The organism is Gleimia coleocanis DSM 15436, assembly GCF_000159015.1.
Classification (GTDB): domain Bacteria; phylum Actinomycetota; class Actinomycetes; order Actinomycetales; family Actinomycetaceae; genus Gleimia; species Gleimia coleocanis.
This window is the reverse complement of record NZ_DS999545.1, coordinates 13,981-37,851: the sequence shown is the minus strand read 5'-3', so window position 1 is coordinate 37,851 and position 23,871 is coordinate 13,981. Positions and strand designations below refer to the sequence as shown.

Genomic DNA, 23,871 nt, shown 5'->3' with positions numbered 1-23,871 from the left:
GGGTACGTGGATAGGTTTAACAGGGGCGTGGAGTGCTGGGTGCGGTGGGTCGGGCGTTGAGCCGAAGCCAAAGGCGCACGGCTCATGGGCGAACTCAGCGGTCCACACCCCATCATTGATACAATATCTGAATCTCGTTTATCTAGTTCATTAAGCAAAACACGTACCTTTAATGTTTCACGTGAAACATTTCCTAAATCTTTTTCTAATGATGTTTCTGTCAGCGGTTACGTCTAAACTTATATAAGAGTGAAAGGAAGAAATGTGGCCACCTCAAAGACCCCTTTAGCTGATGAGCTCTCAGCCACCGCGAAGCTGCGTGCTGAGCTTGATTCTGCGGTATTTGCTAAGCCTTCCCGTCCTGTAGTCCTGGCAGTTGCCAATCAAAAGGGTGGGGTGGGTAAGACTACTTCAACTGTGAATGTTGCTGTGGCATTGGCGCAAGGTGGCCTGAATGTACTGGTTATTGACTCTGATCCACAGGGGAACTGTTCTACAGCTCTTGGTATTGAGCACCATACGGGGATTGACTCTACTTACGAGGCTTTAATCGGTGAAAAGACCTTGGCGGAAGTAACCTTGCCTTGCGCAGAAGCCCCGACTTTACGTGTCTGTCCAGCCACGATTGACCTATCTGGCGCAGAGCTTGATTTGAGTGCGAAAGAACGCCGTGAGTTTGTGCTGGCTACCGCTTTGGAAGAATACTTTGCTTCCTACCCTGAAACTCATGTTGTATTGATTGACTGCCCGCCAAGCCTCGGGCTTCTGACCATTAACGCTTTTGCTGCTGCTGATCAAGTTTTTGTTCCAATCCAGGCTGAATATTATGCACTGGAGGGTCTGGGCATGTTGCTGAACACGATTAATAAGATTCGTGACTTTTTGAATCCAAAGTTAGAGATCGGTTCAATCCTGCTCACTATGTTTGATAAGCGCACTAACTTGGCAACCGAGGTCGGTAAGGAAATCTATCAGTATTTCCCACAGCAGCTTTTGGGGACAGCCATCCCTCGTTCTGTGAAACTTTCTGAAGCTCCTAGCTTTGGTACTTCAATTTTCTCTCATGATCCGCGGGGAATTGCTGCATTAAGTTATAAGAAGGCCGCTTTAGAACTGGCTGACCGTTTAGCAACAGCGACTGCGAACTAAGGACTGGAAATGGCACGTAAAGCACTGGGACGCGGCTTAGGATCGTTAATCCCTACCCAAGAATCAGATGTTCCACGTGAAACATCACTGGCTCCTGAAAGTGCCATGGATGTTTTTTTCCCACGCCATGCAGCTACGGGGGATAGCGTTAACCGTAGTACTCACGCGTCAGTGACTGCAGATCTTCTGAAGCCACCGGCACGTAACCGTGCTAAGGCTAAGTCTGAGGCGGGCAAGAAGAAGACTGTTGATGTAAGCGTAACCGGACAGCCGCAGTCAAACCCTGAGGTTGTAGATTTAGTGCCGGTTCCTGGAGCGCGCATGGCGTATTTACGTGTTGCAGAAATTGCTCCAAACTTAGACCAGCCACGTGAACAATTCGACCCTGAGTTACTTACTGAGCTATCAGAATCGATTAAAGAAATCGGCGTTCTGCAACCAATTGTAGTTCGGGAAGTTGTAAAAAATTCTGCGCGTTTTAAAGCTCTTACTGAGGCTCGTAAAGCTACTGATGACGGCAACGAAAATGCCGAAATTAAGTACGAATTAATCATGGGTGAGCGCCGTTTACGCGCTTCAAAACTCGCTGGATTGACTGAAATTCCAGCAATTATTCGCGATACGCAAGATGATGACATGCTTCGCGATGCACTGTTGGAAAACTTGCATCGTGCACAGCTAAATCCTATTGAAGAGGCAGCTGCATATCAGCAACTTTTAGAAGAATTTGGTTGTACGCAGGAGGAGCTTTCTAAACGTATTAAGCGCTCTCGCCCGCAGATTTCTAATACTATGCGTCTGCTGAAGCTACCACATGCAGTTCAGCTCTTAGTGATGGAAAACCTACTAAGTATGGGGCACGCGCGTGCATTGTTGAGTCTTGAGGATTCTGCACTTATAGAGACTGTTGCACACCGTATTATTGATGAAGGTCTTTCGGTGCGTGCAACAGAAGAGTTGGTTGCAAAGGGTGGTAAGGCTACTGCTAATGCAAAGGCTTCGAAAGACGTGCGCCCACTTTCTATTCAAGGCACTTTTATTCAAGAGCGCCTCAGTGATTTGTTGGGTGCAAAGGTAACGGTTGATCAGCGTAAACGAACCGGCAAGATTGTTGTTGAGTTCGGAGGTGCAGATGATCTTGAGCGTATTGCAGCTTTGGTTTCAGTTTTGAAGCTTGGTGGACACCAGTAAGAGGGGTTAAGGCGATTCGCTCTAACGCCTCACAGTATAGATTTGCTCCCGCGAGTTTCAAATTCGCGGGAGCAAATTTCTAGCCTCGTGGCTCTCACAGAATTTGTTGTAGCCATCGTTTTGCGTGTTGCGGATTTTGAAACCTTTAACTAATAGAAGAGTTGAGTCTTAGTTTCTGCATGTTCAAGGTTCTTAAAAGCGACAGAAGGATAGTTTGTTGTTATTCTGAGGCTAAAGACTATGCACACGATGTTTCACGTGAAACATTTGAGGGGGAAAGCCATGGCTGAAGTAAACGAAGATGAGTTAACGGAACACTTTTCTGGTCGAAGAAAAGGTTTTAAGATACTCAATGTTGTCTTGGGTGGCGCTTTAGTGGGTACGCTACTAGTCGGCGGAGTAAGTATGGCGCGATACTACTTGCAGCCATATGAACGATACACAGTCGAAGCTAGTGATTTTAAAGTACAACCCTCAACTGAAATAGAAGCAGCAGAATTAGTAGCACAGGTAATGCCTGCAGGTTTTGAATGGACCGAAGGTTACCGTTTATGTCCATATGATGACGGTAGGCATGCGCCAAAATTCGTAAAAAATATAGCCGATAAAGCGGTTACAATCCCATACTCCGATAATGCGAATGCCCTGATTTTAAGGGCGAAAGTCGGTAAAGATGTCGTTTTGTATGCAATGCGTGCGGAAGTAGATTTTTGCGATTTAGATACTAATGCTAAGAATAGTTTTAGAGCGGATACCCTGGTTAGCGTGCGCAGTGAAAACTCGGCTAAACTGATTGTTGACTTTGAAAAATAGCAGTGAAGCTGGTTTGACTATGAGTATTGGGTTGGGTGTTTTAGTAGTCCTGGCCGGTTGTTATGCCTTGGTTTTAGGGTATATCGGTAAGCAGGGGCAGGAAGTAGAGTTGTCGCACCTACATCCGTTAGGAATTCGTTCTGCGATTGTTAGAGATTCTGAGAAGAACTGGCGTATCGCTCATTTTTCCGTACATGCTGTTTACTACGCGCAAGCAGGTATTAACGTCATTGCCGTGCTTGGTATGTTGGGAATACTCTTTTATGGATACACTACGGTATTCGGAGTGAGCTTAGCGGTTGGCTTGTGGCTGGTGCTTAATCTTGTGTTTACGGCCTTGCGTTACCACTTGGCAGCGAAGAGTATTGCTGAATATATCTAAGTGTAGTGAGCCGTTCTGACAAGAATAATGTCGGTTAAGAACTGGTTAGGCTAGTCCTAAATAGATCGAGTAATATAAGTTTTGCCCCGATGTTTCACGTGAAACATCGGGGCAAAACTTTGATAAAACTACTTATCAGAAACCGCGAAAGCAGCGATTTCGCCCAGAATATCGCGGAAAGAACCGGCTGCTTCAGCGGCCTGCGGGAAGAGAGAAGTGTCTGTCATGCCCGGTGCAACGTTAACGTCAATCAGGTAAATCTGTCCATCTTCGCCCAAGATTAAGTCAACGCGGGAAAGGTGGCGCAGCCCCAGAAGTTCGTGAACTTCCAAAGCTACACGCTGCACCTCGGCGGTCTCATCAGCAGTTAACCGGGCAGGCGCGAAGAACTGTGAGCGCCCCGTATTATAACGAGCGTCGTAGTCATAGCGACCGTCGTCAGTGACAATTTCAACCGGAGGCAAGGCATAAAGCTCATCAAGGTCAACGACGGAAACAGCAATTTCACGTCCAGGAATAAACTGTTCAACCATAACGGTGTCACCATATGCGAACGCATCAACCATTGCTGAACGTAGTTCATCCTCAGAAGAAACTTTAGAAAGGCCCAAAGCGGAGCCACCGTCAGCAGGTTTAACAATCAAAGGGAAAGACAGATTATCTTTACTTTGCAAAATTGCCTGCAAAACTGCCGGAGCGCCCACCTGACGGAAAAGCGATTGAGTGAGAGAAATCCACGCAGGGGTAGTAATACCCTCAATCGTTGCCAAAGACTTCGCAGTAGGCTTAGAAGACGCCAATACGCAGGCATGAGCACGTGAACCTACATAAGGGAATCCAACAAGTTCCAAAAGGTCCTGAATAGAACCATCTTCACCTACAGAACCATGAATCAGTGGCCAAACTACATCAGGTTCAAATTCTGCCACTGTTGGCAGGAACTGAGAGTTAAGGTCACATACTTCGACGGTATGCCCTAGCTGGCGAAGCAGGTTAGCTACACGACGACCTGAACGTAATGAGACATCACGTTCATGGGTTAACCCTCCAGCAACAACCAGAATTTTCATCTTATCAGCCATATTAACTTCCCCTTAGATTTGGTCTGGTCCAGGCACTGAAACAGCGTTAGAAGGCAACTGAGTACGGATATTCGTGCCAAACATATCAACTAGTTCCTTCTCAGCAGAAACAACCTGAGAAAGACGGCGGACGCCCTCGCGAATATCCTCTGGAGTAGGGTAGCAGAAGGACAGACGCAGGTGATTGCCACCTCGGCCATCCGCGTAAAACGCAGTACCCGAAACATAAGCTACCAAGTTCTTAACCGCACGAGGCAACATAGACTTAGCATCCAAGCCCTCAGGTAAAGTTACCCAAGTGTAGAAGCCACCCTCAGGCTTAGTCCAAGTACAATCCGGCATAAGCTCGTCTAGAGACTCAAGCATTGCCTCTTTACGCTCACGGTACATACCGCGGTAGGTCTGTACTTGAGAGAACCAGTCAAAGTTAGACAGATAGCTTTCAATCGTCATCTGACCCACCATAGAAGGTGACAAAATTGCCGACTCAGAAGCCAAAATCAGCTTGTCGCGAATCGCGTGAGGAGCCAGCGCCCAACCAATGCGATACCCAGGAGCAAACATCTTAGAGAAGGACCCCAGGTAAATAACACCCTCAGGATTAAGTGCATGCATTGCCTGCAGAGGTTCAGCCTTAAAGCCCAGCAGACCATAAGGGTTGTCTTCCACAATCAAAATCTGCTCACGCTTACAAATCTCCACAATCTGTGGGCGGCGCTCCGCAGAAAGTGTAACCCCGCCAGGGTTGTGGAAGTTAGGAATTGTGTAAAGGAACTTAATGGTACGACCGCTAGCGCGTACCTCACGAATCTTTTCTTCCAATGCTTCTGGAACCAGGCCATCATGATCCATATCCACGTGGACAACTTCGCCTTGGTAGGCACGGAAAGTACCCAACGCGCCCACATAGGAAGGACCTTCAGCTAAAACGACGTCCCCAGGATCAAGGAAGATTTCGGAAACCAAGTCCAGAGCCTGCTGTGAACCAGTGGTAATAACGACGTTATCAGGGTCACCCTTAATGTGTTCGTAAGCCATAACGTCGACAATGCGTTGGCGCAGAGGTTCCCAGCCCTGGCCGGAACCATACTGCATGGCCTGAGCACCGTGGTTGCGGATCAGCCGTGCAGCGGATTCAGCGAGCTCTTCTAACGGTAAGTCTTTAATATTTGGCATGCCACCCGCCAGGGAAACAACCTCAGGGCGAGACACCACAGCGAAAAGCGCGCGAATTTCAGACGAACGTAGACCATGCGCTCGCGCAGCGTACGCGTTGAACCAAGGATCAAGTCGGGTCCCCGTAGGGATATCGCGCAAACTGCTGCCATCATTCATAGTCATTAAACGCTTTCACTAGGTTGTGTAAGTAGCCTAATTCTGCCATGAAATCACACAGATATTAAGTTTAGAACCAGGAAATGGGCAAGAAAAATAAAAATTGCTCGAGGGCGCTGCATAAAATCCTTAGATTAAATGCAACGCCCTCGGGAAAGAAAACTAATCAGGCACCCAAAAGTGGGGAAATTTCGCCAATCAACTTGTCCTTAGTGCGACCACCCACAATGGTCTTTACAGACTCGCCCAAGGTGAACAGGTGCATGGTAGGAATAGAAATAATGCCGTACTTTGCAGCCAACGCAGGTTCCTCATCTACGTTCACCTTCAAAACAACCAGCTTGCCATCTAGTTCAGCAGCAACCTCATCTAAGATGGGGGCGAGCTGACGGCATGGGCCACACCAAGGAGCCCAAAAATCAACCAGTACAGGCAGTTCAGACTGCAGTACCTTAGCAGCGAACTCGCCAGTTGTTACGGGGAATGCTTTAGACATAATAAGCCTTTCAATAAATAAGTTAAGCCTCTAAGAAATTCTGCGCGTCAAGAGCTGCTCGACAGCCTGAAGCTGCAGCAGTAATTGCCTGGCGGTAGGTGAAATCAACTACGTCACCACAGGCAAAAACCCCTGGAAGAGATGTGCGGGTACTTGGATCATCGACCTTAATGTAGCCGTTATCGCGTAGTTCAAGCTGGCCTTTAACTAAATCGGTACGTGGGTCATGGCCAATCGCTACAAATAGGCCGCTAGCTTCAATCATGCGTTCTTCGCCAGTAACAGTGTCACGTAAAGTTACAGAGCGCAAATTACCTTCACCCTGGATATCAACAACCTCAGAGTTGAAAGCAAAGTTAATTTTAGGGTTGTTCATGGCGCGGTCAGCCATAACCTTAGAAGCACGAAGTTCATTACGACGATGAACAACACATACAGAAGAACCGAAACGAGCAAGGAAGTTAGCTTCCTCCATTGCGGAGTCGCCCCCACCAACAACTACAATAGGCTTATCGCGGAAGAAGAAACCATCACAGGTTGCACAGTAGGAAACGCCACGGCCAGCGAAAGTTTCTTCGCCTTCCAAGCCAAGTACGCGATGTTGCGAACCAGTAGCAATGATAACTGCCTTTGCTTGGAAAGTTTCCTCCTCAGTGGTGACGGTCTTAACGTCGCCTTCCAAAGACATTTCGATAGCGTCATCAAAGATTACGGTAGCGCCGAATTTTTCTGCTTGCTCTTGCATTTTTACCATTAGGTCAGGACCCATGATGCCTTCTGGGAAACCCGGGAAATTTTCAACTTCGGTGGTGGTCATCAAAGCACCGCCAGCGGAAAGTGCACCCGCAATCACCACAGGTTTTAAGCCAGCGCGCGCAGTGTAGATTGCTGCAGTGTAACCGGCTGGGCCAGAACCCACGATTACAACGTCATGAAGCTGAGTAGTCATCGACGTGCCTTTCTGAGGAAGTGAATAATACCTGATAAAACTCTAACAACCATTCGTATGCTTTTATTTCCAGAACCGGAAATAGTAGCTTATTTGATACTCAAATCACGAAGTTTGATGCGGAAAACACCAGTATTGTCTTTTGGTAGCTGGCGGAAGTTCAATCCCACGTAAGTACCGGCAGTGCCCTCAGGTAAAGCAATATTTGTAGTTGCATCCATTTGCGCACTCGACAATACGGGGTTGTTAAATAACTTTGCTGCGTCATCGCCAACGTGCACATCAACTGCACCACCTTTCATTAGGCCAGTGAAGTTAATTTCCTTAACCTGGGCGGGTTCTTTTAGCTTCAGCAGCAGGCGAATCGTGTCATTAGCGGGCAGTTCAGCAACCGCGAAATAACGAGTTACCCAAATAGTATCCGCATTGCCATCGTAAATAACTTGGGTATCTTCAAATATGTCGCCACCATCATTTTGCCAAGAGATAACTTCTGCAGATTCGATTACTACCGGCGCAGTTGGTAATACAGGAGCTTCTGGCTGTTTCGGTTCGTCCGCAGGTTTTTGCTCTGCAGGTTTAACCTGCTTTACAGTAGCTGGCTGCTGTTTAGTTTCAGAACCATCCAGGAATGAACTCTTCGGCATTAAACCCAGAGTTGCTAAAGCAAAAACGAAGGCAATGAAAGTAAATACCGCAAAAAGCATAATGGTTGGCTTAGTAGGGTCAACTTTCTTACCTGCCTGTAGGGTATCAACAGTTTCCTTAGCGAATTCGAAAGACTGGGAAATAGTGCGTGTCCCCTTATGCAGGGTTTCCACCATAATTCCGTTCCTTACAGAAATTTCCGAGGGCGTTTCCTGAGCACTATCCGTATTTCGTGCAGATTTTAAAACAGAAGAAGCCGAAGAACGTAAACGAGTGAGCTGCGGAGCTAAGAAAGCCCCCACAGAAGCCTTCAAAGAGTTAGCTTCACTAACACTCTCAACCTCAGGTTCATCCTCTGGAACTATCACGGGACGCGCATCCGGTAACGGGGATACCTCATCAAAATGCTCAAAACGAGGGCGTGGAGGTAACTTATGAGATTTAACTGTAGTCGAAACTAGCGCAGAATCAACAACCGCAACTGGTTCTGAAACTCTTGAATTCTCAAGCTCAACCAGTGAGTCAAACTCATCAGCAAACTTACCTGTATTCTCTAACACCACCCCAGAAGCATGCTTCAACGGAGCAGGCTGGCAAATCAACGAAAACTTATACAACTGATCCAAAATCAGCTGACCCCAACCAGGCACAGTCTTAGCTGTTACATGTTCAAGCAAAATATCATCCAGCTGCGGTAGTTTAGGCAAAGTAGCCGTCTGGAAATTAGACAGCATTGCTAAACGGTCATTAAACCAAACTGGAGCATCAGGGTCAGCGCCCTCGGCAAAAAAATCAGGTTCTGCAACGAAATCAGCCTCATCTGCCACGCCACCCGGTAACACAGCCGTTGGAATCTTATCTGCTAAACGCTTTAAAACAGGAATCCGCTTACCTAAAGTTTGTAATACACTTTCAAAACCACGACGCTCAAAAACAGCCATCAGCAGTAAATAAACTAAAGTGACAACGACAACTACCAGCACACCACGCCAAGCAGCTCCCAGGAACTTCACCAAATAACGCTCACCTGGAGCGAAAGGCCCCACCAGATGCAAAGCACCCACAGCCACTAAACCAGAAACAATAGAAATCCCCGAATAAATTAAAGTATCGCGAATAACCAAACCACGACGCACCCCAGGCAGACGCCTACTAACCAAATGTAAGCTAATACCCGCCTGACCTAAACGGCTCAACGCTTCCGCAGCTAAAACCGTAATCACCCACAGGTAACCCGGCAGATTCGCTTTCAGAATCCATGAAACCGCCACAAAAACTAAAGTCGGAGCTAAAACCGCGTAAAATACTGGGCGACCATCTTCAAACGCAAAGAAAACTCGTTGAGCAAACATAACAATCGCTGCAGAAGCCAGACCCGGTAACATCATCACCAAAGCCAACGCTGTATAAGAAATCTCTACGCGCGTCGCATTCGCAGCTAAAGCCTGGAAAATCGGGATAGCACCCGCACCTAAAATCGCGGCACTCCACAAATTCAGAATCGTTGTAGTACGCACCCCAAAGTGGAAATCAGCCGCTACAGACTTCATACGACCATCAGTAACAGCCGAAGCAAGCCGCGTAAAAATCGCAATCGACAACGAAGTAGCAATAATTGACTGCGGCATCATATAAATCATGTAAGTGAAGTTAATCGCCGTAATTGAAGGGGCGAACTGACCTGTAATTTCACGCCAATTATTTGCAGCCGCACCAATATTCATAGTCGACAAAACCGAAACCTGGTTCACCAACAAAACCGCGAAAACCCAGCCAGTCACCTTAGAAGCCGAACGCAAGCCAGCGCCACGGAACTTAAAATCAGGACGAATATGAATACCCGCGCGACGCAAAGGCGGAATCAAAATCAACGCCTGAACAATCACACCTAAAGTTGCCGGACCAGCCAACAAAGCCGTGCGAGAAGCATTCCAAACCGTTGGATCATTAACGTCAGTAGCAGCACCGTAAACCAAAATGAAAACGATTAAACCCGCAATACCAATGACGTTATTGATTACCGGAGCCCACGTGTATGGTCCAAACACTCCGCGCGCATTCAGGGTTTCCCCCAGCAGGTTATATAAGCCATAGAAGAAAATCTGCGGCAAACACCAAACAGAGAAAACTACCGCCAACGACTTCCATGCTGGCGCCATCTCAGCAGCAAAAATGTTTACCAGCACGGAAGCACCCAGCAGCATGATGATAGTAATGCCAAAAAGAGTTAAGCCTGCCAAGGTAATCAGACGATTAACGTAATCTGATCCAGAAGTAGTCTTAAAAGCGCGCACAATCTGGGGTACTAAAATGGCATCTAATACGCCAGCAGCCAACAGGTTATAAACCATATTGGGCATATTATTAGCTACCTGGAATGCGTCATTTGCAGCTAACGCTCCGATAGCAACAAGCAGCAAACTCCAACGCACGAACCCGAGGATACGTGACAGTAACGTGCCCGCAGCCATAACTGCAGACGAACGAGCAACAGAAGATTTAAGCGGGTCCCCTAGTGGAGCTTTAGCTTTAGCAGTTGCATCACTCATGGTTACCCTCATTCAAATCTTCAACAGTTTCAGCTTGCGTAACTTCATTTAAATACGTTGGACGCATGCGACGCCCGTTCCTAATCGTACGAATCGTGCCAGCCACAAATAAAACCGCTAAAAAGATTGAGAAAATCAAAGTCCCGGTAGATTCCCAGTCGGCCCGCACACGCACAGTAAACCGTGTGCGTTGGTCAATCACTGTGCCTGCTGAGTTTGAAATGACCGCGTGGACTACGACGTCACCAGACCCAATTGCCTTAACAGGAAACTCAATCTGCTGTTCAGACTTCGCTGGAACGTTCACACTAACACGCTTAGTTACCTGTAGTCGCGGGTCGGAGGGAAATAGTTCAACCGTGATATTCGCATCCGCATCAGCAGTATTAACAACGCGTAAAGGCAGGTTTGCAGAACGATCTAAAAGATTAATAGTTGCCGGCTTAGCTACCGAAATAGCATCCGCTAACTTCATAGCTCGCTTCGTGAAACCGCCAGTAATACGAGCTTGTAAATCCTCGCCGGTACCCACATAGTTACTGCACAAGTAAACCAACGAATGTTCATAATCATTTTTCAAATCAGGCTGTGCATTAAAGGTTTCCGAAAGCGGCAAAGCCGAGTTAAAAGACTCTGTCAGAGTATTTACTTCAGGTTGCAAATAACTGAAAGCCTGCGGATTATTCTCAGCCGGCAGGGTCCGCAGGGGAATTTCCGCTGGCAAATCTGCGGGGCCATAAAACTCTTTCGCAGTCTTAACCCAACGGTTTTGCAACAGCGCCTGCAATTTCAAAACCTGCGTTTCAGACAGATTATTAGCTGGAAGTAAAGTCGCGAAAGAACGAGGCTCAAACGGGCGCTCGCGGGTAATAATTGCTGAAATACTGCGTAAAAGCTGCGTCTGATCCAGTTGGTCAGCAGCAGTTTTCGCATTCTTAGCAAATAGCTGGTTAAGCTGCGGGTGTGTAGATACTAAAAGTGAAGCATCTGCGGATTTTTGCGTTAAAAGCTGACCCTGAGCATTAAATGCGGAAAGAGTAGAAGGCTGGAATGTGTAGTCATCGGGATTTTCTAAAGCTAAAGCTCGTCCCACAACAGTATGCCCCACCCAATCCTGTAAAAGAGCCTGAGTGGGTTGGGCATTAACTACCGCAACATCGGCACGAACCTTAATGCCGCTGTTCCGGACAGATTCAAGCTGCCCGTCCAAACCCAGAGGAGAACCAGCGAACTGCTGCAAAGCAGCTAGATTTGCATAGCCTTCTGGAAGCGCAATAACTTCAGAAGCCCCGGTTGAAAGCGCGGATTGGATTTCTGGAAGATTCAAAAAATTCGTTGGTACAGCTAAAGAAGCACCCGGCAGTTCAGCTACTTTCGTTACCCACTGCCACTGTTTCGTATCCGCAGGTTCTGAAACTGGATTATAGTTTTTTAACTTAACTACAGCCGGAACTGGAACCACCGCATGAATGCGCGTAGGCTCTAACTCAATCCCAGAATCCCACACCAAAATAGAACGATCTGATGCGAAAGTTTCTGCCGTATCAGCAATAACTTCTATACCACGCGGACCCCACTCTAAAGCATCTCCTAAAGGAAGTTGATTAGTGGGGACTTCAATTGTGAAAGGCGTTTCTTGGTTAGCGGTAACGTTGTGTAAGGCAGTCGTGGTAATCCACTGACCCCCGAAATTTTCACCCTCTAAATAATCCGTTAGAAATTTTTCATTCAACGGAGTATTAGCTCGCATCCGCAGAGTTAAGTTCAAAGTCTTAACCTCAGACTTAGAAGAAACTGTTCCCTTAACAATTAACTTTTCTTCTTTAGTGAGCACTCGAGGAGCTAAATCATTAATCTGTACCTGTAGTTCAGCAGCCACAGAAGTCTCTGCCGCAACAGTGGAAATACTGTTAAAAACTGGGGTTGAACCCGTGAACGTAGCGGCACTTAGCAGAGTGAAAAGAGATAGCTTAGTTAAAGCTCTATTCCAAGGAGTTTTGGAAAGAGAAGAGAATCCGTTGCTCATGCATAATCACCGTACCGGTCATCAACTTCATAAGAATCCGGGTACAGCATTTGCATAGCAATGCCCACGACGCGACGTTCATTCGGGTACGCCAAAATATTCGCGACATCTTTAAGTGGATACCAGGCAGCATCTTCAGCTTCATGGTCAGGATCATTTTCTACCGTGATTTCGCCACTTACGTATTCCAGCAGGTAGTGGAAAACCACTTTATGAACGCGGCGATCTAAAGATGAGAACCAATAGTCAATATCTGCCAATGGCACCACAATCTTGCCGGTAATGCCGGTTTCTTCCGCAATTTCGCGGACAGCTGCCGTTTGAGCTGACTCATTTGGTTCAATATGCCCTTTAGGTAGGCACCATTCAATCTTGCCAGCACGATTACGCCTAGCGATGACGGCAACCAGAGGGCGACCGCCCTCGATTTTTAAAACCAAACCACCCGCAGAACGTTCGTCTACTACCGGGTATTGGCGGGTTTGGGTGCGAGCAGACAACACCGCGGGGTGGCGGCGTGGAGGGCGAGGAATCGCCATCTTAGTGTCTTTATCGCTAGGGTGCATACTACTACTCTAAGTCTTTAAGCGTGGTATATGCGGAATTCGACAACTTCGTGGCACTCTTAAATAGTGTGAAATGAGCCTAAACCAGGTTCGCGTTCGATAATCAGGAGCCATCTTTTGAGCTTGCAAGAAGTCACTTTAGGCGTTGGATGCTTGGATTCGCAACGTCTTTTAGCCAATGCGAAGAAAACCTTTGCGAAACTACCTAAAGAAATTATTGATTTAGGTCACGTTTTCGCTGAGGCTGGTTACGAACTCGCCCTTGTCGGAGGGCCCGTCCGTGATGCCTTCCTTTCACTTACGCCACACGACTTCGACCTCACTACCAACGCTCGCCCAGATACCACAGAAGGCCTCCTTGAAAAATGGGGGGCAGCTACCTGGGCAGTTGGTAAAGCCTTCGGCACTATCGGAGGGCGGAAGAACCAACTCACCGTCGAAATCACCACCTACCGCACAGAAGCCTACGAAGTAGGCTCACGTAAACCAGTCGTAGAATACGGAGACACCCTCGAAGGTGACCTTACCCGACGGGACTTCACCGTAAACGCCTGTGCAATCACTCTTCCAGACCTAAAACTGGTAGACCCCCACAACGGGTTACAAGACTTAGCTAATGGCGTGCTTCGCACACCCGTCTCAGCTACGCAATCCTTTGACGATGACCCACTTCGTATCATGCGGGCAGCACGATTCGCCGCTCAACTCGGAATCGACGTTTCCGAAGACGTCATCGCCGCCATGGAAGAACAAGCTCACCGCTTGGAAATCGTCTCTGCAGAACGAATCCGCGCTGAACTTGAACGACTAATTATCAGCCCCTACCCACGCCGAGGACTGGAACTCATGGTGTACACAGGTGTCTGTGACATCGTACTACCCGAATTCTCAGCTCTGCGAGAAACTGTAGACGAACACAACCGCCACAAAGACGTTTACGAACATACGCTTACTGTTTTAGACCGCGCAATCGCCCTTGAAACAGACGCTGACGGCCCAGTTCCCGGACCGGACTTTACACTCCGATTCGCCGCCCTCATGCACGACATTGGCAAACCCGCCACCCGCAAATTTGAAGCCGACGGAACCGTCTCATTCCACCACCACGACTACGTGGGGGCAAAAATGACGCGCAAACGCATGAAAGCCCTAAAGTTCGATAAACAAACCACCGAAGACGTCTCAGAACTGGTCAAACTGCACCTACGGTTCCACGGATACGGCGACCAAAGTTGGACCGACTCAGCGGTACGACGCTACGTAGCTGACGCCGGACACCTCTTGGAATACCTACACCGCATCACCAAAGCAGACTGTACCACCCGTAACCGACGTAAAGCCCTGTACCTAGAAACCGCCTACGCAGACTTAGAAAAACGCATTTCTGAACTAAAAGCACAAGAAGAACTAGACTCCATTCGTCCAGATCTTGACGGTAGCGAAATCATGGAGCTACTAGGACTAACCCCCGGTCCAGAAGTTGGCAAAGCCTACAAGTACCTACTGGAACTACGCATGGAACACGGGCCACTTGGAAAAGAAAAAGCTGCTGAGCTACTTAAAGTTTGGTGGAATATCCCGCAATAAAGGCTCTTCGCTGGAAACCTCCCACTAATTCAACGAAAATAAAAATAAGTACTAATTAGTTGAACAGGGAGACAGCATGTCTTTTAACTCTCCACAGCCAGCAACCGCCGACATCGGCGTTTACGGAATGGGCGTCATGGGCTCAAATCTGGCCCGCAACCTGGCCCGCAACGGATACCGCACTGCCGTAGGTAACCGCAGTGTCGAACGCACCGCAGACTTCATGGGCAAACACGGAGAAGAAGCAGTATTCGTGCCATCCCACAACATGGCTGAATTCATTAGCTCCCTGGAACCTCCGCGTGTTGGCATCATCATGGTACAAGCCGGAGCGGCTACTGACGCCGTCATGGAAAGCATGGCAGAACACATGGAAGCTGGCGACATTATCGTGGACTGCGGTAACTCCCTATTCAGCGACACCGTACGCCGTGAAGCCTGGTGCAGCGCTCGCGGACTACACTTTGTAGGCGCCGGCGTTTCTGGCGGTGAAGAAGGCGCACTGTGGGGACCATCCATCATGCCAGGCGGCACCCCAGAATCTTACGATCGACTAGGCCCCATGTTCGAAGCGATTTCAGCAAAGGTAGATGGGGAACCATGCTGTACCCACGTAGGTACAGACGGTGCCGGACATTTCGTGAAAATGGTTCACAACGGTATTGAATACGCCGACATGCAGGTAATCGCCGAAGCATACGACCTGTTGAAGCAACGCTTAGGTCTATCTGCAGGTGAAATTGCAGAAATCTTCGCAGCCTGGAATGAAACTGAACTTGGCTCCTACCTGATTGAAATTACCGCAGAAGTATTACGTCAGGTAGATGCAGAAACCGGAACTCCGCTGGTAGACCTTATCGTAGACCGCGCCTCCCAGAAAGGCACTGGTAAATGGACTGTACAGAACGCTCTTGACCTAGCAGTACCAGTAACTGCAATTGCAGAAGCAACCATGGCACGCGGCGCATCTTCAGCCACAGAACAACGCCAAGCAGCACGAACCTTCGCCGGGCACACAGCAAATGACGAAATAACAAATAAAGAGGCATTTATTGAAGACGTTCGCCAGGCACTATATGCTTCAAAGATAGTTGCATACTCGCAGGGTTTTGACCAGATTACAGAAGCTGCTAAAACCTACGGTTGGGACATTAACCGCGCTAACGTGGCACGCATCTGGCGTGGAGGCTGCATTATTCGCGCAGTATTCCTCGGAGACATTACTGAAGCATATGAGCGAAACTCAGAACTACCTCTCCTTATGGCAGATGAGAATTTCGCTGCAAAAATTGACGCTGCAGTGCCAGCATGGCGTCGAGTAGTAGCAGATGCCGTATTACACGGCGTACCAACCCCAGTATTTTCATCTTCACTTGTTTACTTTGATATGCTTCGCGCAAAGCGCCTACCAGCTGCGTTAATTCAAGGACAACGTGACTTCTTTGGCGCACACACCTACCAGCGCACTGACAAGGAAGGTACCTTCCATACCTTCTGGGCAGAACCAGGACGGCCAGAAGAAGAGGCATAAATGAATGACTCGCATAAGCCATCAGGACTACCTTCACGGAAAGAACTCCAACACCAACGCCGTGAAGCAGAGCTTCTAGCTACCCAAGCGGAAAGCTCCATTCCGCAGGTAGCTCACGAAGTTAACCCAAAATCTGAGCCCCAAAAATCCGCTGACCCACAAGCGTCAGGGACTCAGCGAGTCAGCTTATTTAGCCAAATCAAAGCCGAAAACACAGACTCGGCAAGTACACACTCATCACGTGTGAGAGCGGTCTCAGCAGTTGCAACTACGGTCGCGACAGAAGCCGAAAACGCCGAAATTCCGAGGAGGAATAACATGGCAGCCAAAGGCAAAAAAAGGAAACTGAAAGCCAGCTTAGGGAAACGCATTTTCAAAGGCTTCGCGTTTACTACACTACTTGGAATCATCTTAGGCATCGCCGGGTTTTCTATCGCTTACGCCATGATTAAACTGCCTGCACCAGGGGAATTCGCCCTCGCGCAAAACACCACTGTGTACTATGCAGACGGCGAAACCGAAATGGGAACTTTCGGTGAACTAAACAGAAAAATTATTGACGCCAAGCAACTGCCAGAATACGTGGGACAAGCTGTTGTTGCCTCTGAAGACCGCTCATTTTTCACCAACTCAGGTATCGACCTTTTCGGTATTGCCCGAGCAGCCGTAAATAACCTGCGTGGCGGGCCCCTGCAAGGTGGCTCAACCCTGTCACAGCAGTACGTGGAACGTTACTACCTAGACACCACCACCGGCTACGTCGGCAAAATGAAAGAAGCGATTCTGGCACTTAAGATTAACCGCCAGCAGTCCAAGGAAGAAATCCTCGGAAACTACCTCAACACCATCTACTTTGGACGCGGAGCCTACGGCATTGAAGCTGCCGCCCAAGAATACTTCGGGCACTCAGCAACTGAACTTACCCTCTCAGAATCTGCCATGCTAGCCGGGATTATTCCAGCGCCATCAGCTTGGGATCCAGCAGTATCCCCAGATATCGCGAAAAAGCGTTTTGAACGTGTCCTCAACCTAATGGTAGAGGACGGCTGGATCACGGAAGCAGAACGTAGCGAAGCGACTTTCCCAGAAGTGATTGAACCACAAGTTTCTGCTTCATTCAGCGGAACAAACGGCTACCTCATGCAGCAGATTCGTACGGAACTAGTAAAAAAAGCTGGTTTCACCGAAGAACAAATCAACACCGGTGGTTACAAGATTATTTCAACCATCGATAAAGAGATTCAGAATAACGCGTTGCAAGCAGTCGCACAGATTCCTTCTGGTCACGCTGAGAACCTGCGCGTTGCACTATCAGCGGTAGATCCAAATACTGGTGAAATTGTTGCCGAATATGCGGGAGCTGACTACCAAAAATTGCAGTCAAATGCTGTGACCCAAGACTACGCAATGGCTGGTTCTACTATGAAACCCCTGGGTCTCATGGGATACATAGCAGCGGGCGGTACTATTAACGATGTTTACAACGGTAACAGTGGCGTAGAGATTAAGGATTCTCGCACCGGAGTGGTCGCACCCAAACTACGTAACTTTGGGAATGTTTCCTATGGGTATATTAACTTGCGTTATGCTACTGCAAAGTCTGCAAACAGTCCGTTTGTGTATATGAATGATGCGATGGGCCCAGAAAAGACTGTGGAAGCAGCAAAACGTTTGGGACTTTCAGATGACGTGGTAGGTTTTGAAGATAACCTGAATAACATTCTGGGCTCTGCTGCCGTACACAACATTGATTTAACTCGTGCTTACGCAACCTTTGCTAATGGTGGTGTACGTATTGATCCACACATTGTGCGTCAGGTTAAAGACGGTGCAGACGATGTTATTTACACTGCAGATACGAAGGGTGAACGCGTTTACAGCACTGAGGAGGTTTCTGAAATCTTCCCAGCACTGCGTGACGTAGTGCAATTTGGCTCTGGTTTCAATGCGAACGTATTAGGTCGCCCAGTAGCAGGTAAGACAGGTACGTCCGAAGAAAACCGCTCCGCACAGTTCGTAGCTTTCATTCCACAGCTGGTAACTACGGTTTCGTTCTATCAGGTGGGTCCAAATGGGGAAACTGAAACTATTACTCCGTGGAATGGGTTAGATCAGGTGACTGGTTCATCGATTCCTGGTCAAGTTTGGGCTAACTTCATGATTCCAACTGTAGAGAAGTACCCATACGCTGACTTCGACTGGTTTAAGCAACAGTACCGTCAATCTAAGTTCAAGAAACAGTACGTGCCACCAGTGGAGAAGGAAGAAAAGCCTGCTGAGCCTTCTCCGGAGCCTCAGAAACCAGCTGAAATAGTGAAGGAAGAAGACGAGCCGGCACAGCCAAAAGACCCTGCACAGCCTGAACAACCTGTGCAGCCAGATCCTGCTCCTGGTACCGGTTCTAATGATGGCGCTACGCCAGTACCTGTAGACCCGAATAAAGATAAACAGTAGCTTTAAACTACTGAGGGGCTCTATCCTAATCGGATAGAGCCCCTTTCTTTCTCTTATACACGTCCGAACTTAAGTGCCTATGTTTTACCTGTGTGGAAGCGTAAATCGCGCGCAGGAAAGGAAAGACAAAGAGAGGGGTGGTTGCGAACCTAAGTTCGCAACCACCCCTCAAAAGAAGCTTTAAAAAGCTATTATTCCGCTACAACGTTAACGTTTAGGCGAGCAGAAACCTCTGGGTGGAGGTTAGCGAAAACAACAACAGAACCAGTGTTCTTGATTGCGTTTTCGATAACTACCTTACGGCGGTCCAGCTTAACGCCGGTAGTAGCTTCAACAGCTGCTGCAACGTCAGCAGAGGACAGTGCACCGTACAGGTTGCCAGTTGCAGATGCGCGCTTAGCAACAGTGTACTTAGCAGCTTCTAGCTGATCACGAACTGCACGAGCATCTTCGATGCTTTCGATAGCCTTCTTGCGATGCAGAGCTACAGCAGCGTCAATCTGCTTTTGGGCGCCAGCGGTCCAGCGTTCAGCCAGGCGACGCGGAACCAGGTAGTTACGTGCGTAACCGTCCTTAACTACAACAACGTCACCTGCGGAGCCGAGGTTAGGGACATCGTGGGTCAAAATAAGCTTTGCCATTATTCAGTCTCCTTCTAAAACTCAGCGACCGGAGCTGGAGTAAGGGAGCAGAGCCATTTCGCGGGCATTCTTAACTGCCTTAGCGATACGACGCTGGTCCTGTACGGATACGCCAGTTACGCGACGAGCGCGAATCTTACCACGGTCAGAAATGAACTTACGTAGCAGAGCAGTATCCTTGTAGTCAATGTTTTCGATCTTAGCCGTGCGAAGAGGATTAGCCTTCTTCTTCAATGGCTTGCGAAGTTGTGGCTTCGCCATGGTGTCTCCTAAAAAGAATAGGTAACTTTAAAAGTTAGTCACAGTTGATTAGAACGGTGGTTCGTCGTCAAAAGAGCTGCCGCCACCTGTAGACCAAGGGTCAGCAGCGGAACCACCTGGAGCAGCACTGAAGCTAGGAGCCCCTGCTGGCGTACCATAACCACCGGCATTACCGTATGGTGCTGGAGTAGCAAAAGAGTCAGCTTCTGGCTGATTGAAACCGCCCTGGTTAAAACCGGAAGGGCTGCCCTGATTGAAACCGCCCTGAGTACCCTGGGCACCACCAAAGTTAGATGGGGTGCGGGTTACCTGAGCGCGCGCGTAACGCAGGGAAGGACCAATTTCATCTACCTGCAGTTCCACGGAAGTACGTTGTGAACCATCACGCCCTTCGTATGAACGTTGAATCAGGCGACCCTGAACTACAACGCGCATACCTTTAGACAGAGAATCAGCAACGTTTTCTGCGAACTCACGCCAAACGGAGCAACGCATGAATAATGCGTCCCCGTCTTTCCATTGACCGGAAGCCCGATCAAAAGTGCGTGGGGTTGATGCGACGGTGAAGTTAGCTACTGGGGAGCCAGACGGCGTGTAACGCAGTTCTGGATCAGCAGTTAGATTACCAACAATCGTAACGATCGTATCTCCAGCCATCTTTGTTCCTTACGTTTCTATAGGGTGAAATAATTTCAGGCTTCGTTGCGCAGCAACTTGGTACGCATAACGGATTCGTTAAGCGTAAGCTGACGGTTGATTTCCAGTGCTACGTCTGGGGTGGTGTTCATGTGAACCAGCACGTAAATACCTTCAGACTGCTTCTGGATTTCGTATGCCAGGCGGCGCTTGCCCCATACGTCAACATTCTCAACGGTGCCACCATTCTGGGTTACCAGAGTCAGTAGCTTTTCCATTGAGGGAGCGACGGTGCGTTCATCAACGGTAGGATTGAAGATCACCATTAATTCGTATGCACGCATTATTCCCCACCTCCTTTGGACTAAATCGGTCACGGACGGTCCGTGACAGGAGGGATATGCGAATGATTAAACTCTTTCATCTAAAAGAGCCCAATCAAATAACAATCTTACGGGGTTTAAGGTTATTTTGCTAGTGAAATTCAGAGCGATTTACGGCACTATAAGACTATCACCGGAGTTAGTTTAAGTGTGCATCCAAGTATCTTGACGCGCCCTCCAGAAAAGCGAAAATGCCCGACCTCCCATAAAGAAAATCCCAAATAAAATCCAAATTATTACGAGGGCGGTTTGCTGAAACTCAGTGGTAAGCGGTCCGCCGCCAACGTAAGCGCGGTCGAAAACCAGTAAGGCAGGTAGGTAAATCGTCATAACCGCGGTTGAAGCTACGGCTAGGTAACGGTTGTCACCTGCGCCAATGAGAATACCGTCGAGGACGAAAACGTATCCGGCTAACAGGTAAAAGGGCGCGGATGCCCATAACCCGGCAGTCGTAATGGACGCTAGTGCTGTTTCGGAAGTAAAAATAAGGGGTATAAGTGGGGCGAAGGTAGCGACTAAAATGCCTAAGAGTGTACCGGCTGCCCAGCCCCAATGCGCCAGAATTTGTAGCAGTGAGCGAGTGTTTGCCAGATTATTTGCGCCTAAGCTGCGACCCACTAAAGCTTGGGCGGCGATAGCTAAAGCATCTAACGCAAAAGCAGTGAAGTTCCAGACGGTGGTAACAATTTGATTGCCGGCTACTGCGAAGTCACCAGCTTGAGTGAGAGTAACAACAGTGAAGAACAGGCATACACGCATCGCGAGAGTGCGAATAATAAGGGGTGCTCCAGTTAGGCTTGCAGTGAAAATACCTGAAAAATCGGGTAGGAAAGAAATCTGTGCGGCGTGGGCAGTGGTAATGATTTTGGTTGCGAGAACGATCCCCATCATGAGTTCAGTCAGAGAAGTGCCGATTGCAGAGCCTGCGACTCCAAACTGAAAGACGAAGATTAAAAGGTAGTTAACGGCCGTGTTAAAGACTGCACCAAAGCTAGCTACGAGAAGTGGCGTGCGGGTATCTAAGAGACCGCGGAGGGTGCCGGTTGAAGCTAAGGAAAGTAGCATGCCGATCAGCCCGGGGGTGGCATAGGTTAAGTAGGCGTGGGCATGGGGGTAGGTTTCTGGGGAAGTACCCATCCAGCGGATGAGCGTGGTGGCAGTAAGTAGGAGGAACAGGGTCGCGATGACTCCGATGAGAATGGCGAGCCAGAGGGCGTCTACCCCAGCTTTTAGACCGGATTTAGTGTTTCCTGCACCAAAGTGTTTCGCGGTAATGGAAGTGGTGGAGTAGGCGAGGAAGATGAAGAGTCCGAATAGGGTGGTGAGGATAGTTGAGCCTATAGAAAGTCCGGCGAGGGGGTGGGTGCCTAAGTGTCCTACCATGGCGGCATCGATGGTGGTAAACAGGGGGTGTGCAATGAGGGTTGCTAATGCGGGTATTGCGAGGTTGAGGATGTCGTGGTGAATATTTTTGGCTCTCATAGAGGTTTAAAGTTCTGATTTAAGGTTTTGGTTTTAAGGGTAAAGTTATCCACGAAATTCACAGATTATTTTTTATCCACAGGTTGTGAATGAAATTGTGGGTAAGTATTGAGGTTTTTTGTGGGTTTGCGGAGCTGTGAGTGAGGGCAACTCACAGCGACTATACACAAGTTATCCACAAAATTCACAGGTTATCCCCTGGTTATCCACAAGTATACCGGGGTTTGTCCACATTGAAGGTTGGATAACTACTGCAAAGTACAGTAACTAGGCGGTATTCTGCATAAAGATAGACGAATCCTAGCAGTACAAGAAAAGCTGTGGATAACTGCTGTTACTTCATAGAAAGTACGGAAATAGATGGCTGAAAACAACACATTTGATCGCATTCCACCTCAGGATTTAGAAGCAGAACAGTCAGTTCTGGGTTCGATGATGCTTTCGAAGAAAGCTATCGATGAAGTAGCTGAAATCCTAAGGTCACATGACTATTACCTTCCTAAACATGAACTCATTCACGACACCATTATGGAGCTTCATGCAGAAGGTGAACCTGCCGACGCCATCACTGTAGCTGATTCTTTACAACAAAATGGGAAGCTCGGTACTGTGGGCGGACGCGACTATCTTTATAGCCTGATTTCTTCTGTCCCCACAGCAGCAAGCGCTAACTTTTATGCTCGGATTGTTTCTGAACGCGCGGTATTGCGTCGCCTGGTAGATGCAGGTACTCGCGTTGTGCAGTTGGGCTACACTACCGACGGATCCGAAGTAGATGAAGTTGTCGATAAAGCTCAGGCTGAGATTATGGCGGTAGCTGAGAACCGTAATCACAATGATTACGTGGCCTTGAGTGAGCTTACTGAATCTTTGGTGCAGGAACTGGAAGATATTGAAGCTAACCAGGGTCCTTCAAAGGGTGTGCCCACTGGGTTGATTGATTTAGATAACTTAACTACTGGGTTACAACCGGGGCAGATGATTATTGTCGCGGCACGTCCGGCCATGGGGAAGTCCACTTTGGCAATGAATTTTCTGCGTTCAGCAGCGATTGCTCATAAGTTACCTTCTGTGATTTTTAGTTTGGAAATGTCGCGTTCTGAAATTGCAATGCGCTTATTAGCAGCTGAAACGGGTGTTTCTTTTGGGAATATGCGACGGGGAAAGTTAAGTGGTCAAGACTGGTCGCGTATTACCAGTTCCCTAGGGCGTCTTTCTGAGTCTCCGTTATATATTGATGACTCTCCGAATATGGCTATGAATGAAATTCGTTCTAAATGTCGTCGCCTGAAACAGCAGGGGGGGTTAGGGCTGATTGTGATTGATTATTTACAGTTGATGACGTCAAGTAAAAAAGTTGAATCCCGTCAGCAGGAAGTTTCTGAATTCTCACGTAACCTAAAGTTGTTGGCAAAGGAACTAGAAGTTCCAGTAGTAGCGGTAGCGCAGTTGAACCGTGGTCCGGAACAACGTACTGATAAGAAACCAATGATTGCTGATTTGCGTGAATCTGGCTCTTTGGAACAGGACGCCGATGTTATTATGCTACTGCATCGCCCAGATTACTATGACAAAGAGGACCGACCGGGCGAAGCCGATATTATTGTGGCTAAGCATCGTAACGGTGAAGTTGCTGTACTCCCAGTTACTTTCCAAGGGCATTTGGCGCGGTTTAGCGATATGGCGCGACAGTAAATGAGTTAATCTTAT

Annotated in this window: 20 protein-coding genes; 8 read left to right on the top strand and 12 right to left on the bottom strand. The window is 48.3% G+C overall.

Translation table 11 applies throughout. The annotated features are described in order from the left end of the window. The first annotated feature begins 264 nt into the window (after positions 1-264). From HMPREF0044_RS04990 to HMPREF0044_RS04975, 4 genes are all read left to right on the top strand, one after another. On the top strand, positions 265-1,149 hold the full coding sequence (locus tag HMPREF0044_RS04990) for a ParA family protein (RefSeq protein WP_040313034.1): 885 nt from the start codon (positions 265-267) through the stop codon (positions 1,147-1,149). Positions 1,150-1,158: 9 nt separating this feature from the next. After that, positions 1,159-2,340 carry a ParB/RepB/Spo0J family partition protein gene (locus tag HMPREF0044_RS04985; RefSeq protein ID WP_006547032.1) on the top strand — a complete coding sequence of 394 codons (1,182 nt, stop codon included), beginning with the start codon at positions 1,159-1,161 and terminating at the stop codon, positions 2,338-2,340. A gap of 282 nt (positions 2,341-2,622) precedes the next feature. Next, on the top strand, positions 2,623-3,153 hold the full coding sequence (locus tag HMPREF0044_RS04980) for a hypothetical protein (RefSeq protein WP_040313033.1): 531 nt from the start codon (positions 2,623-2,625) through the stop codon (positions 3,151-3,153). Beyond that, positions 3,143-3,535 carry a hypothetical protein gene (locus HMPREF0044_RS04975; protein WP_141553852.1) on the top strand — a complete coding sequence of 131 codons (393 nt, stop codon included), beginning with the start codon at positions 3,143-3,145 and terminating at the stop codon, positions 3,533-3,535. The genes HMPREF0044_RS04980 and HMPREF0044_RS04975 overlap by 11 nt, the downstream gene beginning before the upstream one ends. Before the next feature lie 128 nt (positions 3,536-3,663). Here the strand turns inward: HMPREF0044_RS04975 and HMPREF0044_RS04970 are convergent, their stop codons facing one another. The 7 genes from HMPREF0044_RS04970 to HMPREF0044_RS04940 all read right to left on the bottom strand — a co-directional run bounded on the left by HMPREF0044_RS04970 (position 3,664) and on the right by HMPREF0044_RS04940 (position 13,186). Beyond that, positions 3,664-4,617, bottom strand: coding sequence for a D-alanine--D-alanine ligase family protein (locus tag HMPREF0044_RS04970; protein ID WP_006547029.1), 954 nt, complete (start codon positions 4,615-4,617; stop codon positions 3,664-3,666). A 12-nt stretch (positions 4,618-4,629) separates the two neighbouring features. After that, positions 4,630-5,958, bottom strand: a complete 1,329-nt coding sequence (locus tag HMPREF0044_RS04965) for an aminotransferase-like domain-containing protein (protein ID WP_006547028.1) — start codon at positions 5,956-5,958, stop codon at positions 4,630-4,632. A 160-nt stretch (positions 5,959-6,118) separates the two neighbouring features. Further along, positions 6,119-6,448 carry a thioredoxin gene (trxA, locus tag HMPREF0044_RS04960; protein ID WP_006547027.1) on the bottom strand — a complete coding sequence of 110 codons (330 nt, stop codon included), beginning with the start codon at positions 6,446-6,448 and terminating at the stop codon, positions 6,119-6,121. Between the two features lie 22 nt (positions 6,449-6,470). Beyond that, entirely contained in the window at positions 6,471-7,397 is a 927-nt protein-coding gene (trxB, locus tag HMPREF0044_RS04955) for a thioredoxin-disulfide reductase (RefSeq protein ID WP_006547026.1), read from the bottom strand. 89 nt (positions 7,398-7,486) lie between these two features. Further along, positions 7,487-10,594: a murein biosynthesis integral membrane protein MurJ gene (gene murJ, locus HMPREF0044_RS07890; protein ID WP_006547025.1), complete on the bottom strand. Its 3,108-nt coding sequence runs from the start codon at positions 10,592-10,594 to the stop codon at positions 7,487-7,489. Further along, positions 10,587-12,620: a DUF6049 family protein gene (locus HMPREF0044_RS04945; protein ID WP_006547024.1), complete on the bottom strand. Its 2,034-nt coding sequence runs from the start codon at positions 12,618-12,620 to the stop codon at positions 10,587-10,589. Before HMPREF0044_RS04945 ends, murJ begins: the two co-directional genes overlap by 8 nt. After that, entirely contained in the window at positions 12,617-13,186 is a 570-nt protein-coding gene (locus tag HMPREF0044_RS04940; protein ID WP_006547023.1) for an NUDIX hydrolase, read from the bottom strand. The genes HMPREF0044_RS04945 and HMPREF0044_RS04940 overlap by 4 nt, the downstream gene beginning before the upstream one ends. 117 nt (positions 13,187-13,303) lie before the next feature. On the opposite strand from HMPREF0044_RS04940, the gene HMPREF0044_RS04935 reads away from it, so the two are divergent. From HMPREF0044_RS04935 to HMPREF0044_RS04925, 3 genes are all read left to right on the top strand, one after another. Further along, positions 13,304-14,773 (top strand): CCA tRNA nucleotidyltransferase, encoded by a 1,470-nt coding sequence (locus HMPREF0044_RS04935; RefSeq protein ID WP_006547022.1) that lies wholly within the window; start codon positions 13,304-13,306, stop codon positions 14,771-14,773. 76 nt (positions 14,774-14,849) lie between these two features. After that, positions 14,850-16,304 (top strand): NADP-dependent phosphogluconate dehydrogenase, encoded by a 1,455-nt coding sequence (gene gndA, locus HMPREF0044_RS04930; protein WP_006547021.1) that lies wholly within the window; start codon positions 14,850-14,852, stop codon positions 16,302-16,304. Next, positions 16,305-18,758: a transglycosylase domain-containing protein gene (locus tag HMPREF0044_RS04925; RefSeq protein WP_006547020.1), complete on the top strand. Its 2,454-nt coding sequence runs from the start codon at positions 16,305-16,307 to the stop codon at positions 18,756-18,758. It begins immediately after the preceding gene. Between the two features lie 191 nt (positions 18,759-18,949). Here HMPREF0044_RS04925 and rplI read toward each other — a convergent pair whose 3' ends face one another. The 5 genes from rplI to HMPREF0044_RS04900 form a co-directional block, all read right to left on the bottom strand. Next, positions 18,950-19,399: a 50S ribosomal protein L9 gene (gene rplI, locus HMPREF0044_RS04920; RefSeq protein ID WP_006547019.1), complete on the bottom strand. Its 450-nt coding sequence runs from the start codon at positions 19,397-19,399 to the stop codon at positions 18,950-18,952. 21 nt (positions 19,400-19,420) lie between these two features. Continuing rightward, positions 19,421-19,660 (bottom strand): 30S ribosomal protein S18, encoded by a 240-nt coding sequence (gene rpsR, locus HMPREF0044_RS04915; protein WP_006547018.1) that lies wholly within the window; start codon positions 19,658-19,660, stop codon positions 19,421-19,423. A gap of 48 nt (positions 19,661-19,708) precedes the next feature. Beyond that, positions 19,709-20,317 carry a single-stranded DNA-binding protein gene (locus HMPREF0044_RS04910; RefSeq protein WP_006547017.1) on the bottom strand — a complete coding sequence of 203 codons (609 nt, stop codon included), beginning with the start codon at positions 20,315-20,317 and terminating at the stop codon, positions 19,709-19,711. A 35-nt stretch (positions 20,318-20,352) separates the two neighbouring features. Beyond that, on the bottom strand, positions 20,353-20,640 hold the full coding sequence (gene rpsF, locus HMPREF0044_RS04905; RefSeq protein WP_006547016.1) for a 30S ribosomal protein S6: 288 nt from the start codon (positions 20,638-20,640) through the stop codon (positions 20,353-20,355). Between the two features lie 183 nt (positions 20,641-20,823). Then, the gene (locus tag HMPREF0044_RS04900; RefSeq protein WP_006547015.1) at positions 20,824-22,161 is read right to left on the bottom strand and encodes an MATE family efflux transporter; all 1,338 of its coding nucleotides are present in this window, start codon (positions 22,159-22,161) and stop codon (positions 20,824-20,826) included. Between the two features lie 360 nt (positions 22,162-22,521). On the opposite strand from HMPREF0044_RS04900, the gene dnaB reads away from it, so the two are divergent. Next, on the top strand, positions 22,522-23,856 hold the full coding sequence (gene dnaB / locus HMPREF0044_RS04895; protein WP_006547014.1) for a replicative DNA helicase: 1,335 nt from the start codon (positions 22,522-22,524) through the stop codon (positions 23,854-23,856). Positions 23,857-23,871: the final 15 nt, after the last annotated feature.

Coding starts and splice junctions, on each gene's coding strand:
- HMPREF0044_RS04985 (WP_006547032.1), top strand. CDS start 1,159: ATGGCACGTAAAGCACTGGGACGCGGCTTAGGATCGTTAATCCCTACC.
- HMPREF0044_RS04980 (WP_040313033.1), top strand. CDS start 2,623: ATGGCTGAAGTAAACGAAGATGAGTTAACGGAACACTTTTCTGGTCGA.
- HMPREF0044_RS04970 (WP_006547029.1), bottom strand. CDS start 4,617: ATGGCTGATAAGATGAAAATTCTGGTTGTTGCTGGAGGGTTAACCCAT.
- HMPREF0044_RS04965 (WP_006547028.1), bottom strand. CDS start 5,958: ATGACTATGAATGATGGCAGCAGTTTGCGCGATATCCCTACGGGGACC.
- trxA (WP_006547027.1), bottom strand. CDS start 6,448: ATGTCTAAAGCATTCCCCGTAACAACTGGCGAGTTCGCTGCTAAGGTA.
- trxB (WP_006547026.1), bottom strand. CDS start 7,397: ATGACTACTCAGCTTCATGACGTTGTAATCGTGGGTTCTGGCCCAGCC.
- murJ (WP_006547025.1), bottom strand. CDS start 10,594: ATGAGTGATGCAACTGCTAAAGCTAAAGCTCCACTAGGGGACCCGCTT.
- HMPREF0044_RS04945 (WP_006547024.1), bottom strand. CDS start 12,620: ATGAGCAACGGATTCTCTTCTCTTTCCAAAACTCCTTGGAATAGAGCT.
- HMPREF0044_RS04940 (WP_006547023.1), bottom strand. CDS start 13,186: ATGCACCCTAGCGATAAAGACACTAAGATGGCGATTCCTCGCCCTCCA.
- gndA (WP_006547021.1), top strand. CDS start 14,850: ATGTCTTTTAACTCTCCACAGCCAGCAACCGCCGACATCGGCGTTTAC.
- HMPREF0044_RS04925 (WP_006547020.1), top strand. CDS start 16,305: ATGAATGACTCGCATAAGCCATCAGGACTACCTTCACGGAAAGAACTC.
- rplI (WP_006547019.1), bottom strand. CDS start 19,399: ATGGCAAAGCTTATTTTGACCCACGATGTCCCTAACCTCGGCTCCGCA.
- rpsR (WP_006547018.1), bottom strand. CDS start 19,660: ATGGCGAAGCCACAACTTCGCAAGCCATTGAAGAAGAAGGCTAATCCT.
- HMPREF0044_RS04910 (WP_006547017.1), bottom strand. CDS start 20,317: ATGGCTGGAGATACGATCGTTACGATTGTTGGTAATCTAACTGCTGAT.
- rpsF (WP_006547016.1), bottom strand. CDS start 20,640: ATGCGTGCATACGAATTAATGGTGATCTTCAATCCTACCGTTGATGAA.
- HMPREF0044_RS04900 (WP_006547015.1), bottom strand. CDS start 22,161: ATGAGAGCCAAAAATATTCACCACGACATCCTCAACCTCGCAATACCC.
- dnaB (WP_006547014.1), top strand. CDS start 22,522: ATGGCTGAAAACAACACATTTGATCGCATTCCACCTCAGGATTTAGAA.